Source organism: Marinactinospora rubrisoli (genome assembly GCF_042664915.1).
In the GTDB taxonomy this organism is placed as follows: Bacteria; Actinomycetota; Actinomycetes; order Streptosporangiales; family Streptosporangiaceae; genus Marinitenerispora; species Marinitenerispora rubrisoli.
In genome coordinates this window covers 57,549-71,128 of sequence record NZ_JBHTBH010000001.1, presented here as the reverse complement: position 1 = coordinate 71,128, position 13,580 = coordinate 57,549, and the positions used below count along the sequence as shown (strand labels likewise).

Sequence of the window (13,580 nt, the reverse complement as noted above, 5' to 3'; positions counted from 1 at the left end):
CCCTCCACCGCCGACGCACGGGGGCCTCCGGCGGGCGGCGTCGACGGCTCGCCGGTCACGGCGTGGTGACGGTGAAGCCCTGTTCCTCGCCGTAGTCCGCGATCTGCTGCTGCCACCGGGTCAGGCCGTCGACGACCGGGGTGCCGTCGGAGATGACCGGGCCTACGGTGTCGCCGAACACGCTGTTGGCGTACACCTGGATCGGCAGGTACTGCCAGCCGGGCGCGACGGCCGCGGACGCCTCGGCGAACACCTGGTTGGCCTGCTGGCCGCCCATGACTTCGCTCTCCTGGCCGAGCCATTCGGGGTCTTCCAGGAGTTCGGTGGTCGCCGGGAACAGCCCGGCGTCGCGGCTGAGCGAGCGGACCGCCTCGGGGTCGGTGTTCAGCCACTGGGCGAAGCCGATGGCGGCGAGGGTGTTCTCGGACTGGCTGAGCACGGCGACGGAGGATCCGCCGTTCTCGGCGTTGACCGGTGTGCCCTCCTCCCACTGCGGGATGGGCGCCACCCGCCAGGAACCGGAGGTCTCGGGAATGGTGGTCTCCAGCGACCCGGGCGCCCAGGCGCCGGCGATCCACATGGCGTAGCGGCCGGAGGACATCCCGCGCCACCACTCCTCGGTCCAGCCCTGTTCGGCGTGGACGAGGTCGTCGGCGAGCAGCGGCGTCCACAGCTCGGAGAACCGCCGGGCGCCCTCGTCGGCCAGGTCGAGCGCGATGGTGCTGTCGCCCTCGACCGCGAACGGCCGGGAGCCGGCCTGCCACAGCAGGGAGTCGACCCCACCGGCGTCCAGGGGGTCGATCGAGGTCAGGTACCCGTCGGGGTCGTGCTCCCGGTAGTCGCGGGCGGCCTGGGCGAACTCCTCCCACGTGGTGGGCGGTTCGATCCCGGCCTCGTCGAGAAGGTCCTCGCGGTAGAACATCACCATCGGCCCGGTGTCCTGCGGGACGCCGTAGACGCCGCCCGCCACGTTCACCTGTTCCCACGCGGAGTCGGTGAACCGGTCGGCGTGGGACTCGAACCCGTAGTCGGTGAGGTCGAGCACCGATTCGGCGAGGGCGAACTGCGGCAGGGCGAAGTACTCCACCTGCGCGACGTCCGGACCGCCGCTCCCGGCGCGGATGGCGTTCTGCATGTTGGTGTACTGCTGCGCCGACTGCCCGGAGTTCACCACTTCCACGGTGATGTCGGGGTACTCGCGCTCGAACAGTTCCACGGTCTCGCCGATGTCGGGGACCCAGGTCCAGAAGGTGATGGTGGTCTCCTCCTGGAGCGCGGCCTCGATGTCCTCCTGGGTGCCCGTGGCGGGTCCGTCACCTGGCCCGCCACAGCCGGTGAGGACGAGGAGGCCCGCCAGGGCCGCGGCTCCCGTGCGGGGAGCCCAACGCCGGCGCGGCGGGATGGGACGTGGTGCTCGCGACATGCGGTGGCCTTCCTCGGGAGGTGGGCTGGCTCGGGGCGGAAGAGGGCGGTCGGGGACGGGAGGGGACGCGTCACTGCTTGACGCTGCCGGCGGCCAGGCCGGACTGCCAGTACCGCTGGAGCAGCAGAAAGGCGACGACGAGCGGGACGACGGCCAGGAGCGATCCGGTGAGCATGATGTTGTACACGGCCTCGCCGCCGGAGCTGGAGCCGATCTGGCTGTTCCACTGGTTGAGGCCGACGGTCAGCGGGTACCAGCGCGGGTCGTTGATCATGATGAGCGGCAGGAAGTAGTTGTTCCAGGTGGCGACCAGCGTGAAGAGCAGGACGGTCACCGCGCCGGGCGCGAGAAGCCGCAGCGCGACGGTCAGGAAGATCCGCAGCTCGCCGGCGCCGTCGATCCGGGCCGCCTCCAGCAGGGAGTCCGGTACCGCCTCGGCGGCGAAGATCCGCATCAGGTACAGCCCGAACGGGCTGACCAGGGCGGGGATGATCACGGCCCACGGCGTGTTGACCAGGCCGAGTCGGCTGAACAGCAGGAAGGTCGGCACGGCCAGCGCGGTCAGCGGGACCGCGGCGCCGCCGATCACGACCGCGGCCATCAGGCGCCGGCCCGGGAAGTCGAACTTGGCGAGCGCGTAACCGCCCATGGCGGCGAGCACCGTGGCGCCGCCGGCGCCCACCCCGGCGTAGAGCATCGTGTTGAGGAGCCAGCGGGTGTAGACGCCGTCCTGGTAGCTGAAGGTCTGCACGATGTTGTCCCAGAGCGCCACGTCGTCGGCGAACCACAGCCCGGGGCTGGTGAACAGCCCGGCGTTGGTCTTGGTGGCGCTGATGACCAGCCACAGCAGCGGGACGACCGCGTAGCCGAGCATGACCGCCATGACCAGGGTGAGCGGCAGGGAGGACCGGCTCCGCCGGCCGCGCGCCGGTTTGTGGTGTGGCCGGGTGCCGCCCGCAGCGGTGCGGCGGGCGGTGCGCGGGCGGGTACCGGCGAGCGTCATCGCTGCCCCCTCGCGGTGACCAGCTGGGCGACGTAGGCGACCGCGATCGTCGCGAGGGCGAGCACGACGGCCACCGCTGCCGAGTAGTTGAACTGCTGTCCGTTGAACGCGAGGTTGTAGGCGTACATGTTCGGCGTGTAGTAGGTGGACACGGCCGGGGAGATGGCCCGAAGCACGTTCGGCTCGTTGAACAGCTGGAAGCTGCCGATGATGGAGAACAGCAGCGCGACCCCGATGGCCCCGCGCAGCGCGGGCAGTTTGATGGCGACCGCCTTGCGGATCTCCCCGGCGCCGTCGATGTCGGCCGCCTCGTAGAGCTCCGTGGGCACCGCCCGCAGCGCCGCGTACAGGATCAGCATGTTGTAGCCGACGAACTCCCAGGTCACGATGTTGCCGATCGCGGGAAGCAGCCAGGGTCCGGCGAGCAGATCGGGCATCGGCACCCCGAGCAGCCCCTCCAGGTCGGCGACCAGGCCGAACTCGTCGCCGTACATGAAGCCCCACATGAGGGCGGCCACCACGGACGGGATCGCGTACGGCACGAAGATCCCGACCCGGAACACCCGGGCGAACCGGAGCAGCCCGCTGTCCAGGGCGAGCGCCGCGAGCAGCGCGAGCCCCAGCATGATGGGGACCTGCACGAGCAGGAACAGCGCGACCCGGCGCAGGCCCTCCAGCAGCCGCGCGTCGGTGAAGGCGTTCCACAGGTTCTCGGCGCCGACGAAGACCGTGCCGCCGACCAGGCGCTCCTGGAACAGCATGAGGTAGAGGGCGTAGCCCAGCGGCGCCAGGACGGCCACCGCGAACACCGCCATGAACGGGGCGGCGAACCACAGGCCCGCCCACTGGACGCGGCGCCGGCCGCGCCGGCGGGGCGCGACCGTCGCGGCGCTCACCGCGCGGCCCCTTCGGAACGGCGCTCCTCCAGCAGCCCGGCCACGCACGCTTCCAGCGCGAACGTCGCCGCGCCCAGGCTGACGCTGGCGCCGTCGCTCCCTCGAAGCCGCAGCTCGGCGGCGTCCAGCGGGCGGCTGAGCGCCTGGCGTTTCATCTCCCGCCGCACGGCGGCGAGCAGCGGCGGACCGAGGGCGGCGCCGACCCAGCCGGCGAGCACCACGAGTTCGGGGTTGAGCACGTTGACGAGGTTGGCGAGCCCGGCGCCGAGGTGCCGGCCGGTCTCGTCGATGACCGCGGCGGCCACCGGATCGCCCTCGGCCAGCGCCGCGGCGAGCGCCGCGATGCCCTCGGCCTGCCCGGACCACGGCACCGCGGCCCCGGCGCGCATCCGCTCCCAGGTGCCGAGGATGGCGGGCGCGCCCACGAACGCCTCGACGCAGCCGCGGCCGCCGCACCGGCAGGGCGGCCCGTCGATCGCGAGGGTGGTGTGCCCCCACTCGCCCGCGCTGTTGGTGGCGCCGCGGTGGAGTTCGCCGCCGATCGCGATGCCGATTCCCACGCCGGTGCCGAGGTTGACCACCACGATGTCACCGGCTTCGCGGCCGGCTCCCGACCACAGCTCGGCGATGGTGATGGCCTTGAGCGGGTTGTCCAGCACGAGCGGCAGTCCGAGCTCCGTTCCGAGCGCGGCGCCGAGCGGGACGTCGTGCCAGTTCCAGTTGGGCGCGAAGACCGACGTTCCGCCGGCCGGGTCGACCTGGCCGGGGACGCTCACGCCGACCCCGAGGACGGTGGAGCGGCCGGTTCCGATGACGGTGTCGACCGCCCGGCCGACCATGTGCACGACATCGCCGACCCGGTTGACGGCCGGGTCGAGCGCGACCTCGGCCGTCCCGAGGGCGCCGAGGGCGAGGTCGTAGAGGTCGGCCCGCACGTAGGTCTCGGCGACGTCCACGCCGACCAGCCGGCCGCGCCCGGGATTGAGGGCGAGCCGGGCGCGGGGCCGGCCGCGGCCGTGCTCGCGGGCGGCCTCGATCAGCACGCCGGTCTCCAGCAGTTCGTTGGCGATGCTGGTGACGGTGGCGAAGCTCAGCCCGGTCTCGGCGGCGATCTCGGACCGGCTGGCCGTGGACCGGGCGTGCACGCCGCGCAGCACGTCGAACAGGTTCTCCCGCCGGATGTCGGCGGCGCTTCCCCTGCGCGGCATCACCGGCCCCCTTCAGAGAAGTGACGGAGACCACATTACTGTTTTTACAGGGGTTGTAAATAGTGTGACTGGAACACGTTCCACGCGGAGATCGCCGTCCGGGGCCCGGGCGCGCCCACCGCCCACGGCGCCGGACACCGGGCGATCACCATCGACTCGAACCGGCGACCCGCCCACCTCCCTCCGGGACCGGCGCACGCGGACCGCCCTCGACCACGGACGGGAGACCGGCCCGATGACGATCCCCGGCCGCGGCCTCTACGACGATCCGCGCTTCTTCACCGGCTACCGGTGGCTGCGCGACACCCGGTCCGGGCGCAACGAGGATCTGGAGACACCGGCGCCGGCCCGGCTGCTGCCGGACGTGTCCGGCGCGTCGGTCGTCGACCTCGGCTGCGGCGCCGGCGAGCAGGCTCACCGGCGGGCCGACGCGGGCGCGTCCCACGTGCCGGGTGGACGCCTCGGCGCGCATGCTCGGTCCGGCGCGGCCGCACCCGGCGGTCCGGTACGTGCGGGCCGGCCTGGAGCCCTTCACTCTCCACCCGGAACGCGCCGACCTCGTGGTGAGCGGCCTCGCGCTGCACTATGTCGCCGACGACGCCGGGCTGGTGGCGCGCATCGCCACCTGGCGCATTCCGGCGGCCGGCTGGTCTTCTCGGTGGAGCACCCGATGTGCACGGCGCGGGACCCGATGGCGGGCCGGGTCGCGGTCGGCGGCGAGGATTCCGGGCCCGCGAAACGGGTGTGGGCGGTCGACCACTACGCCAGCGAGGGTCCGCGGACCCGGACCCGGTTCGTGGACGGCGTGCGAAAGTACCACCGCCGGTTCGGCACGCTGGTCAACGGCCTGCCGGCCGCCGGGCTGGTGCCGACCGCCGTGGCCGAACCGGTGCCCGGCACCGCGGTGCTCGACCGGCGGCCCTCGCGGACGAACCGCGCCGCCCGTCGTTCCTGATGCTCGCGGCGACGCGCCGTGACGGTGGCCACCGCTCCGGCGTTGACGGCGACGGCCGGGCCGCCGCTCCGGACACCGGCTACCCGGCCGCGGACGGAGCGGACGGCACACCCAGCGTCAGGTAGCCGAACCCCCACACGCCCCGGTACCCGCGCAGCCACCGGGCGCGGTGCCGCTCGACGGACGCGCGCACCTGCTCGGCCTCGGGCCGGTCGCCGTGTTCGAGCAGCCAGTGCTCCCGGTCGGCGAGGAACCCGGACTCGAAGTCGTGCCATTCGTCGGGGCTCGCCGCCTCGACCCACAGGGGGCGGAAGCCCGCGGCGACGGCCAGGTCCACCAGACCCGCGAGGTCGGGGTAGTCGTCGGCGGACGCCTTCGGCCACATCCGCGACAACTCGCCGGGCGTGGGCGGCCGTTCCCAGAACCCGTCACCGAACAGCGCCCGTCCGCCGGGGCGGACCGCCCGCCGCAGAGCGCGCAGCGCGTCCGCGGTGTCGCCGAACGCGTGGCTCGCGCCCACGCAGACGACCAGGTCGGCCGGTTCACGCCAGGTCGCCGCCGGCCCCTCGACGAACGACACGCGGTCGGCCATCCCGCGCGCGACGGCGGCGGCGTGTCCGCGGGCGAGCAGGCTGCCGTCGGTGTCGACGCCGGTCCCCACCGCCCCGGGCGCGGCTTCCAGAAGCCGGAGCAGCAGTTCGCCCCACCCGCAGCCGAAGTCCAGCACGGTGGCCGGGGCGGGGTGTACCAGCCGCTCGACCAGCCGCCGGGCGCGCGCGTCGGAAAGCGGGGCGTTGAAGTCCAGCCAGACATAACGGGAGGGCGGGGGCGTGTCGGTCATGTTCCGCGAGCGTAGCGGCGCCGCTCGGCACTCGTACAGCAGATCCCCAGGTTCGCGACATGTGGGGCGAACGGCGAAGACTTTCGCCTCCGCACCGGACGGTCAGCCGTCCGCTGCTCCGGCCAGCCCCAACAGCGCACGGCAGCGCGCCAGGCCCTCGACCTCGACGGGAACGGAGCGCTGCGCCGACCAGTCGGCCCGGCTCAGCACCAGGCGCTGCTCCACCGCCGGGCGGCCCCGCGGCGCCAGCAGCGCGGTACCGTCCGGCCGGTAGCCGAGCTTCCGGGACACCGCCAGGGAGACGGTGTTGTCCGACATCGCGGCCGAGCGCGCCGTCTCGGCGCCAAGGCCGGCGAACGCCAGGTGCAGCACCGCGGCGCGCATCTCGGTCCCGATCCCCCGGCCCTGGTACCGCCGCCCCAGCCACGATCCGGTGTGCACCTCGCGCAGGACGGCGAAGTGCCGGGCGCTCAGTTCCTGGGTGCCGACGATCTCGCCGTCCAGGAACACGCCGAGCGGCAGCACCCAGTCGGCCGGAGTGCTCGCGCCGAGCGTCCGCCAGTGGTACTGCATGACGCTGCGCGCCACTTCCTCCGGCCCGGCATCCGTCCACGGCACCGTGAACGGCATCACCGCCGGATCGTGCACCCCGTCGGCGGCCAGTTCGGCGAGAGCGTCCAGTTCCGTGAGCACGGGGAGCCGCAGCTCCAGCCGCGGTGTGCGGACGCGAAGGTCATAGACGGGCCAGTGGCGTGCTTCCATGGCACGGATTGTCCGGCCCCGCACGCCCGGGCGCGACCGGTTTTCCGCCGCGCCCGTGGGCACGGCGCCGCCGCCGAGGCAGATACTGGAAGACGACGAACAAGCAGGAGGGCACATGGACGGGGAACGGCCGGACGCGCGCCGGCTCGCGGTGTGGCGGGACTTCCTCCAGGGACACAGCCGGCTCATGGTGCAGCTGGAACGCGAACTCAGGGACGGCGCCGGGCTCGCGCTGGCGGAGTACGACGTGCTGCTGCGGCTGCGGGAGACGCCGGACCGCCGGATGCGGATGAGCGACCTGTCCGCCGCCGTCCTCTACACCACCGGCGGGCTGACCCGCCTCGTCGACCGGATGGCCCAGGCGGGCCTGGTCACGCGGGAACCGGCACCGGGCGACCGGCGGGGCGTCTACGCCGTGCTCACCGACCTGGGCGTCGAGCGGCTCGCGGAGGCGGCCGAGGTTCACCTCGCGGGCGTGCAGCGCAACTTCGGCGCGCTGCTCCCGGACGGCGAACTCGACCAGGTCGCCGCGTTCCTCGCCCGGCTCGCCCCCGGGGGTGCCCCGGAGGAGTTCGACGCGTGCGGCGCGGACGCCATCGCACCGAAGGCGGCGGTCGGCGGCGGAGGGAGTGCGCACCGATGAGCGGCACCGAGCAGACGTCCGAATTCCAGCGATCGCCCAGCCATTTCGCCGACCGCATCACGGCCGACGGGGCGTCCGGCTGGCCGGTCGAGCCGGGCCGCTACCGGCTCGTCGTCAGCCGTGCCTGCCCGTGGGCCAACCGCTCGCTGATCGCCCGGCGGCTGCTCGGCCTGGAGCCGGCGATCTCGCTGGCGGTCACCGACCCGATCCAGGACGAGCGGAGCTGGCGCTTCACCCTCGACCCGGACGGCCGCGACCCCGTGCTCGGCATCCGCTTCCTCTCCGAGGCCTATCTCGCACGCGAGCCCGAGTACACCGGCGGCGTGAGCGTGCCCGCGATCGTGGACGTCCCGAGCGGACGGCTGGTCACCAACGACTACCAGCGGATCACGCTGGACCTCGCCACCGAGTGGCGCGGGCTGCACCGCCCCGGCGCCCCCGACCTGTACCCCGAACCGCTGCGGGCCGAGATCGACGCGGTCAACGCTGAGGTGTTCCGCGACGTCAACAACGGCGTCTACATCGCCGGATTCGCGCGGCGGCGGGAGACCTACGAGCGCGCCTACACCCGGCTGTTCGAGCGCCTCGACGCGCTGTCGGAACGGCTGGCGCACCAGCGGTACCTCGTCGGCGACACCATCACCGAGGCCGACATCCGGCTGTTCGTCACGTTGGTCCGCTTCGACGCCGTCTACCACGGCCACTTCAAGTGCAACCGCAGCAAGCTGACCGAGATGCCGGTGCTGTGGGCCTACGCCCGCGACCTGTTCCAGACCCCGGGGTTCGGCGACACGATCGACTTCGACCACATCAAGCGCCACTACTACGCGGTGCACGACCAGATCAATCCCAGCCGCATCGTCCCCTTGGGCCCCGACCTCTCCGGCTGGACGACCCCGCACGGCCGCGAGTCCCTGGGCGGACGCCCCTTCGGCGAGGGCACCCCGCCACCGCCCCCACCGGCCGATGAGACGGTGCCACCGCCGGTGTGACCGGGCGGCCGGCGGTGCGGTCAGGCGGGCACCCGCGGTTCACCGTGGAAGACCTCCCGCCGGTGCCAGGCGATGTGGTCGGTCCGTACGCCGGTGGCGGCCGGAGCCGGGCCGCACAGCTCCCGGCCGGCGAGCGCGTGCACCTGAGCGCGCGCCGCGGCAGTGCGGCCGACGAACGCCGCGGAGACCGCGATCAGCCGGTCGTCCGTCAGCCCGAGGACCCCCTTGTCGAAGAGTTTGTGGTGCAGCGCGCAGAGGCACAGGCCGTTGTCCACGCTGTCCGGCCCGTCAAAGGCCCACCAGCGGACGTGCGCCGCGTCGAGGCCGACCGCCGCACCATCGTCGAGCCGCCCCTCGTATCCGCAGAACGCGCACATGTACTCGTAGGCGCGCAGCACTGCTACCCGGAAGACGGGGTCGCGACGCCGGCCGCCGCGCGCCGGAACGTGGGTGTATCCGGCGTCCGCCAGGTCCAGCCCGACGGCGCGGCAGATGTCGGAATGCAGCGACGGCTCGAAGTTGTCGTCGAGCAGCACCCTGGCCAGCACGGGCAGCACCTCCGGCCGGGCGACCAGCTCCCGGACGATCTCCGGGCCGAGGCGGCCCACCGCTCCGCTCTCCCGCAACATCTTGGGAGACGCGCCCGGGCTGCCCGGGCCCCGATCGCTGGACACGACCCAGACGCCGTCGTCGTTGGCAAGGTGGTGGAACGGGTAGTACGGCCCGCCCGCGCGAGGCGGGGCGAAATCGCGGATCAGCCGCTTCAGCGGCCCCTCCGCCTCCGCGTAGCGGATCGGGCCGGGCCCCGAGCGCTGGAAGCGCCCGAGCGCGTAGAGGAGCAGCAACGGCTTGTGCGGCGCCCGACCGCCGCCGCTGCGTCCCATGCGGATGCCCGCCACTCGCTCGACCACGTCCACGGCGACAGCGTAGACGCACCGCCGGGGACGGCAGAACCCCTGCGGCGTGGGAGGTTCCGGCCACCGCGCCGCAGGGGCGGCCGGGTCATCCCCAGGCCGGGATCACACCGGTGAGGACGGCGCACGCCAGCACGATGAGGCTGACCAGCCACGCCCACGGGAGCAGGAACCGGATGTGCGAGCCGATCGAGACGCCGGTGAGGCCGGTGAGCAGGTAGAACGACCCGGTCAGCGGGCTGATCGGGAAACCGACCGTCTCCTGTCCCGCGATGGACGCCTGCGCCATGTCCACGGGGGAGATCCCGAAGCTCTGGCCCACCTCGGCGAGCACGGGCAGCACCGCGAAGTAGTAGGCGTCCGGGCCGAAGACCAGGCTGAGCGGGACGCCGAGCGCCCCGACCACCACGGCGAGGCCGGGGCCCACCGCCGTCGGGACCAGTTCGGTGGCGCTCACCGCCATGGCCTCGACCATGCCGCTGCCGTCCATGACTCCGAGGAAGACGCCGGCGGCGAGCAGGGTGCTCGCCATCAGGATGGCGCCCTGCGCGTGGGCGTTGATGCGATCGCTCTGCAGGCGCATACCGGGGTAGTTCACCATGAGCGCGACCACCAGTCCGGCCATGAAGACGAGTTCGGGCGGCCACACCCCCGAGACGAGCACCCCCACGAGTACGGCGGTCAGCGTCAGGTTGACCCAGAAGAGCCGCGGCCGGGCGAGTTCGGGGTTCTCCGCCTCCGGTGCGGCGGGCGTCTCGGGGCCGGGCCGCGCGTCCGGCCGGGAGGCCGTGGCCGGACCGCCGGGAGACCCGGCCGCGGCCAGTCTGCGGCGCTCGCGCAGGCCGAGGAAGACCGCGATCGCGAGCACGGCGACGATGCCGGCGACCTGCGCCGGGATCATCGGCACCCAGATCTCGTTCCCGTCGACCCCGACGGTGCTCGCCGCGCGGGCGGTGGGACCGCCCCACGGCGTGAGGTTCATGATCCCGGCCCCGAGTCCGACGAGCGCGGCGAGGACGAGGCGGCGCATCCCCAGCGCGTCGTAGAGCGGCAGCAGGGCGGGAACGGCGATGAGGAAAGTGGTGGCACCGGCGCCGTCGAGGTGCGCGGCCATCGCCAGCACCACGGTGGCGACGGCGATCGTGACCGGGTCGCTGCCTGCGGCGCGCAGCACCCGGCGCACGATGGGGTCGAACATCCCGGCGTCGCGCATGATGCCGAAGTACAGGATCGCGAAGACGAACATGGCCGCGGTCCCCGCCACGTCGGCGATGCCCGCCTGCGCGAACTCGCTGATCTCGGACGGCGAGAACCCCGCGGCGAACGCCACGACGAGGGGTGCGGCGATCAGCGCCACGACGGCGCTCACCCGGTTCGTCAGTAGCAGTGCCAGCACTGCCGCGATGGTCAGCGTTCCCATCCATGTCAACATGGGCGGCTCTCCTGGAGGGGACGGGAGGAGGAGGCACGGCACGAAGCGTGTGAGGCGCTTCACGAGTCGCCGTGTTCCAGCCCATACTGACCAGTCGACTGATCACCCGTCCAACACCGGTTCCGCACGCATTGATGCACTCAGGGCATGAATGTCCGCGCGCGAACGCCGGGCGGCGTGGTGGCGCGCGCCGCCACGCCGCCCGACGGCTCAGTCCCCGTAGGCGGCGAGGGTCCGGCGCGCGGTGACCAGCATCGCCTCGTCCACCATGTCGCCTTCGAACACCGTCACGTTCTCGCCGCGTTCGCGGGCCTCCTCCATGGCGCTCACCAGGCGGCGCAGGTAGGCGAGTTCCCGCTCGTCCGGCCCGAAGATCTCGTTGACCACCGGCACGTGCGAAGGGTGGATCACCAGCATCCCCTCGTACCCGAGGTCCCGGTTCCGTGCCGCGAAGCCGCGCAGGCCGTCCAGGTCGGCGATGTCGGTCCACAGTCCGCCGACCGGATGGCCGACTCCGCCGGCGCGCGCGTCCAGCAGCACGCGGGCGCGCAGTTCGGCGGTGCCGCCGCCGGTGCGGTCCCACCGGTACCCGACGGCCCGTTGCACGTCACCACCGCGGCCGGTGACCGCGCCGAGGTAGCCGACACGGGCGGCGGCCCGGGCCACCCGCTCGGCGGCGGCCAGCCCGGCGGCGGTCTCCAGGAGCGGCAGCAGGACGGTGCCCCCGATGGGCCGTCCGCTCTCGGCCTCGGTCCAGCCGATCAGCCGGTCGGCCAGCCGGACGTCGGCCGGCCCCGAGACCTTGGGCAGCACGACGCCGGCCGCGCCCGCGGCGACCACCCGGCGCACGTCCTCGGCACCGGTCCAGGCGTCCAGCGGGTTCACGCGGACGAACACCGCGATCTCGCCGCGGTGCCGGGCGACCGCCTCGGCGACGGCGACGCGCGCCTCCGGCCGGGCGTCCGGGTGCACGGCGTCCTCCAGGTCCAGGATGACGGCGTCCGCGCCCGCCGTGATGGCCTTGGGGACCCACTCCGGCCGCGTCCCGGGCACGAACAGCAGCGAGCGCAGTCGGCCCAGGCGGGCCTCCGGACGGTCAGATGACGCCGCGTTCGGTGAGGTCACGCAGTTCCTCCTCGTCGAGACCGAGCCATTGCCGGTACACCGTGTCGTTGTCGGCGCCCAGCGCCGGTCCGGTCCGCCACACCCTGCCGGGCCGGCTCCGGAAGTGCGGGATGGCGGCCTGCATCCGGACGTCGCCGAGGTCGGGGTCCGGGACCGTCACGATGTCGCCGCGTTCCTGGTAGACGGGATCGGCGGCGATGTCGGCCGCGGTGTAGACCCGCGAGGCGACGACCTCGGCCGCCGCGAACCCGGCCAGGCACTCCTCCACCGTGTGCCGGGCCACCCAGGCCCGCAGCCCGTCATCGAGCACCGTCCGCCCGGCGAGCTGCTGCTCGGTGGTCACGAAGTCCTCCTCCGGCAGCCCGAGCAACCGCGCCACGTTGCGCACCGACCGCGCGGTGGCCGACGTGACGGTGACCCACTCCCCGTCCGCGCTGCGGTAGGTGTTGATGACGGCGGCCGGTGCGACCGCGAGCTGGTTGCCGGAGCGTTCGGGAACCCGGCCGAGCTGGTCGTGCAGGATGACCTGCCACTCCACCAGCCGGAAGAGCGGCTCGAACAGCGCGAGGTCGATCCATTCGCCCGCGAAGTCGGGCGACCGTTCGCGACGGTAGAGTGCGGCGGCCACCGCGTAGGCGCCCATGAGGCCGGTCACCGCGTCGCCGTGGGAGAACCCGGTGTGCACGGGCGGGCCGTCGGGGAAGCCGGTGAGGTGCACGACGCCGCTGCGCGCCTCGCCCATCTTGCCGAATCCGGGGGCGTCGGCGAGGGAGGATGTGGCCCCGTACCCGGAGATCTGCAGCATGATCGCGCGCGGGTTGATCCGGTGCACCGCCTCCCAGTCCAGCCCCCACTCCCGCAACCGGCCGGCGCGCAGCGTCACGATCACCACGTCGGCCCATGCGACCAGGCGCCGCGCGACCGCGCGGCCCGGCTCATCGTGCAGATCAAGCGTGACCGAACGCTTGTTGCGGCCGGCGACCTTGAACCACAGCGGGGCGCCGTCCTTGGTGGGCCCCATGGCGCGCGCCGCGTCGCCGCTGCCCGGCGGTTCCACGTGGACGACATCGGCCCCCTGGTCGGCGAGCATGGCGCCGGCGAGCGGCCCGGCGACCACGTGCGCGAACTCGACGACGCGGAGCCCGTCGAACTGCCCGAAGGCCGGACGGGCCGCGGACCCGGGGGCGTGGGGGTCGGTGGTGCCGGGGGTGCCGTCCTCGGGCCGCGTGGTCACGGGTCGTCCCGCCTTCCTGCTCGGCTGCACGGGTCCGGCCGCCCGCGCGGCGGCCGGGTCTCCAGCGTGCGGGCGCGCGGCGACCGCTGTCCAACATCAATCCGAGATGGATTGATGCACGGCGGGCATGGCCGGTGTCCGGCGGCCGGGCC

The 13,580-nt window shown here is 73.5% G+C and carries 13 protein-coding genes; 3 read left to right on the top strand and 10 right to left on the bottom strand.

Annotation, left to right across the window (positions count from 1 at the left end):
• Nucleotides 1-55: 55 nt before the first annotated feature.
• The 4 genes from ACFQRF_RS00360 to ACFQRF_RS00345 all read right to left on the bottom strand — a co-directional run bounded on the left by ACFQRF_RS00360 (nt 56) and on the right by ACFQRF_RS00345 (nt 4,530).
• Nucleotides 56-1,423: an ABC transporter substrate-binding protein gene (locus ACFQRF_RS00360; RefSeq protein WP_379867961.1), complete on the bottom strand. Its 1,368-nt coding sequence runs from the start codon at nt 1,421-1,423 to the stop codon at nt 56-58.
• Between the two features lie 70 nt (nt 1,424-1,493).
• The gene (locus tag ACFQRF_RS00355) at nt 1,494-2,426 is read right to left on the bottom strand and encodes a carbohydrate ABC transporter permease (protein ID WP_379867960.1); all 933 of its coding nucleotides are present in this window, start codon (nt 2,424-2,426) and stop codon (nt 1,494-1,496) included.
• Entirely contained in the window at nt 2,423-3,322 is a 900-nt protein-coding gene (locus ACFQRF_RS00350) for a carbohydrate ABC transporter permease (RefSeq protein WP_379867959.1), read from the bottom strand. Before ACFQRF_RS00350 ends, ACFQRF_RS00355 begins: the two co-directional genes overlap by 4 nt.
• Nucleotides 3,319-4,530 carry an ROK family protein gene (locus ACFQRF_RS00345; RefSeq protein WP_379867958.1) on the bottom strand — a complete coding sequence of 404 codons (1,212 nt, stop codon included), beginning with the start codon at nt 4,528-4,530 and terminating at the stop codon, nt 3,319-3,321. The genes ACFQRF_RS00350 and ACFQRF_RS00345 overlap by 4 nt, the downstream gene beginning before the upstream one ends.
• Nucleotides 4,531-5,200: 670 nt before the next feature.
• On the opposite strand from ACFQRF_RS00345, the gene ACFQRF_RS00340 reads away from it, so the two are divergent.
• Entirely contained in the window at nt 5,201-5,485 is a 285-nt protein-coding gene (locus ACFQRF_RS00340; protein WP_379867957.1) for a hypothetical protein, read from the top strand.
• A 79-nt stretch (nt 5,486-5,564) separates the two neighbouring features.
• On the opposite strand, the gene ACFQRF_RS00335 is transcribed toward ACFQRF_RS00340, so the two are convergent.
• Nucleotides 5,565-6,326 (bottom strand): SAM-dependent methyltransferase, encoded by a 762-nt coding sequence (locus ACFQRF_RS00335; protein WP_379867956.1) that lies wholly within the window; start codon nt 6,324-6,326, stop codon nt 5,565-5,567.
• 102 nt (nt 6,327-6,428) lie between these two features.
• Nucleotides 6,429-7,088 (bottom strand): GNAT family N-acetyltransferase, encoded by a 660-nt coding sequence (locus ACFQRF_RS00330; protein ID WP_379867955.1) that lies wholly within the window; start codon nt 7,086-7,088, stop codon nt 6,429-6,431.
• Between the two features lie 115 nt (nt 7,089-7,203).
• On the opposite strand from ACFQRF_RS00330, the gene ACFQRF_RS00325 reads away from it, so the two are divergent.
• Both ACFQRF_RS00325 and ACFQRF_RS00320 read left to right on the top strand, forming a co-directional pair.
• On the top strand, nt 7,204-7,731 hold the full coding sequence (locus ACFQRF_RS00325) for a MarR family winged helix-turn-helix transcriptional regulator (protein ID WP_379867954.1): 528 nt from the start codon (nt 7,204-7,206) through the stop codon (nt 7,729-7,731).
• Entirely contained in the window at nt 7,728-8,723 is a 996-nt protein-coding gene (locus ACFQRF_RS00320) for a glutathione S-transferase family protein (RefSeq protein ID WP_379867953.1), read from the top strand. Before ACFQRF_RS00325 ends, ACFQRF_RS00320 begins: the two co-directional genes overlap by 4 nt.
• Before the next feature lie 20 nt (nt 8,724-8,743).
• Here ACFQRF_RS00320 and ACFQRF_RS00315 read toward each other — a convergent pair whose 3' ends face one another.
• The 4 genes from ACFQRF_RS00315 to ACFQRF_RS00300 all read right to left on the bottom strand — a co-directional run bounded on the left by ACFQRF_RS00315 (nt 8,744) and on the right by ACFQRF_RS00300 (nt 13,428).
• Nucleotides 8,744-9,640 carry a phosphorothioated DNA-binding restriction endonuclease gene (locus ACFQRF_RS00315; RefSeq protein WP_379867952.1) on the bottom strand — a complete coding sequence of 299 codons (897 nt, stop codon included), beginning with the start codon at nt 9,638-9,640 and terminating at the stop codon, nt 8,744-8,746.
• A gap of 85 nt (nt 9,641-9,725) precedes the next feature.
• On the bottom strand, nt 9,726-11,069 hold the full coding sequence (locus ACFQRF_RS00310) for a CitMHS family transporter (protein WP_379867951.1): 1,344 nt from the start codon (nt 11,067-11,069) through the stop codon (nt 9,726-9,728).
• Between the two features lie 210 nt (nt 11,070-11,279).
• Nucleotides 11,280-12,194, bottom strand: coding sequence for an HpcH/HpaI aldolase/citrate lyase family protein (locus ACFQRF_RS00305; protein WP_379867950.1), 915 nt, complete (start codon nt 12,192-12,194; stop codon nt 11,280-11,282).
• Entirely contained in the window at nt 12,166-13,428 is a 1,263-nt protein-coding gene (locus ACFQRF_RS00300) for a CaiB/BaiF CoA transferase family protein (protein ID WP_379867949.1), read from the bottom strand. Before ACFQRF_RS00300 ends, ACFQRF_RS00305 begins: the two co-directional genes overlap by 29 nt.
• Nucleotides 13,429-13,580 lie beyond the last annotated feature (152 nt).

What these genes read in the sequence shown, in the direction of transcription:
- ACFQRF_RS00360 (WP_379867961.1), bottom strand. Translation starts at nt 1,423, where the DNA reads ATGTCGCGAGCACCACGTCCCATCCCGCCGCGCCGGCGTTGGGCTCCC.
- ACFQRF_RS00355 (WP_379867960.1), bottom strand. Translation starts at nt 2,426, where the DNA reads ATGACGCTCGCCGGTACCCGCCCGCGCACCGCCCGCCGCACCGCTGCG.
- ACFQRF_RS00345 (WP_379867958.1), bottom strand. Translation starts at nt 4,530, where the DNA reads ATGCCGCGCAGGGGAAGCGCCGCCGACATCCGGCGGGAGAACCTGTTC.
- ACFQRF_RS00340 (WP_379867957.1), top strand. Translation starts at nt 5,201, where the DNA reads ATGTGCACGGCGCGGGACCCGATGGCGGGCCGGGTCGCGGTCGGCGGC.
- ACFQRF_RS00335 (WP_379867956.1), bottom strand. Translation starts at nt 6,326, where the DNA reads ATGACCGACACGCCCCCGCCCTCCCGTTATGTCTGGCTGGACTTCAAC.
- ACFQRF_RS00330 (WP_379867955.1), bottom strand. Translation starts at nt 7,088, where the DNA reads ATGGAAGCACGCCACTGGCCCGTCTATGACCTTCGCGTCCGCACACCG.
- ACFQRF_RS00325 (WP_379867954.1), top strand. Translation starts at nt 7,204, where the DNA reads ATGGACGGGGAACGGCCGGACGCGCGCCGGCTCGCGGTGTGGCGGGAC.
- ACFQRF_RS00320 (WP_379867953.1), top strand. Translation starts at nt 7,728, where the DNA reads ATGAGCGGCACCGAGCAGACGTCCGAATTCCAGCGATCGCCCAGCCAT.
- ACFQRF_RS00310 (WP_379867951.1), bottom strand. Translation starts at nt 11,069, where the DNA reads ATGTTGACATGGATGGGAACGCTGACCATCGCGGCAGTGCTGGCACTG.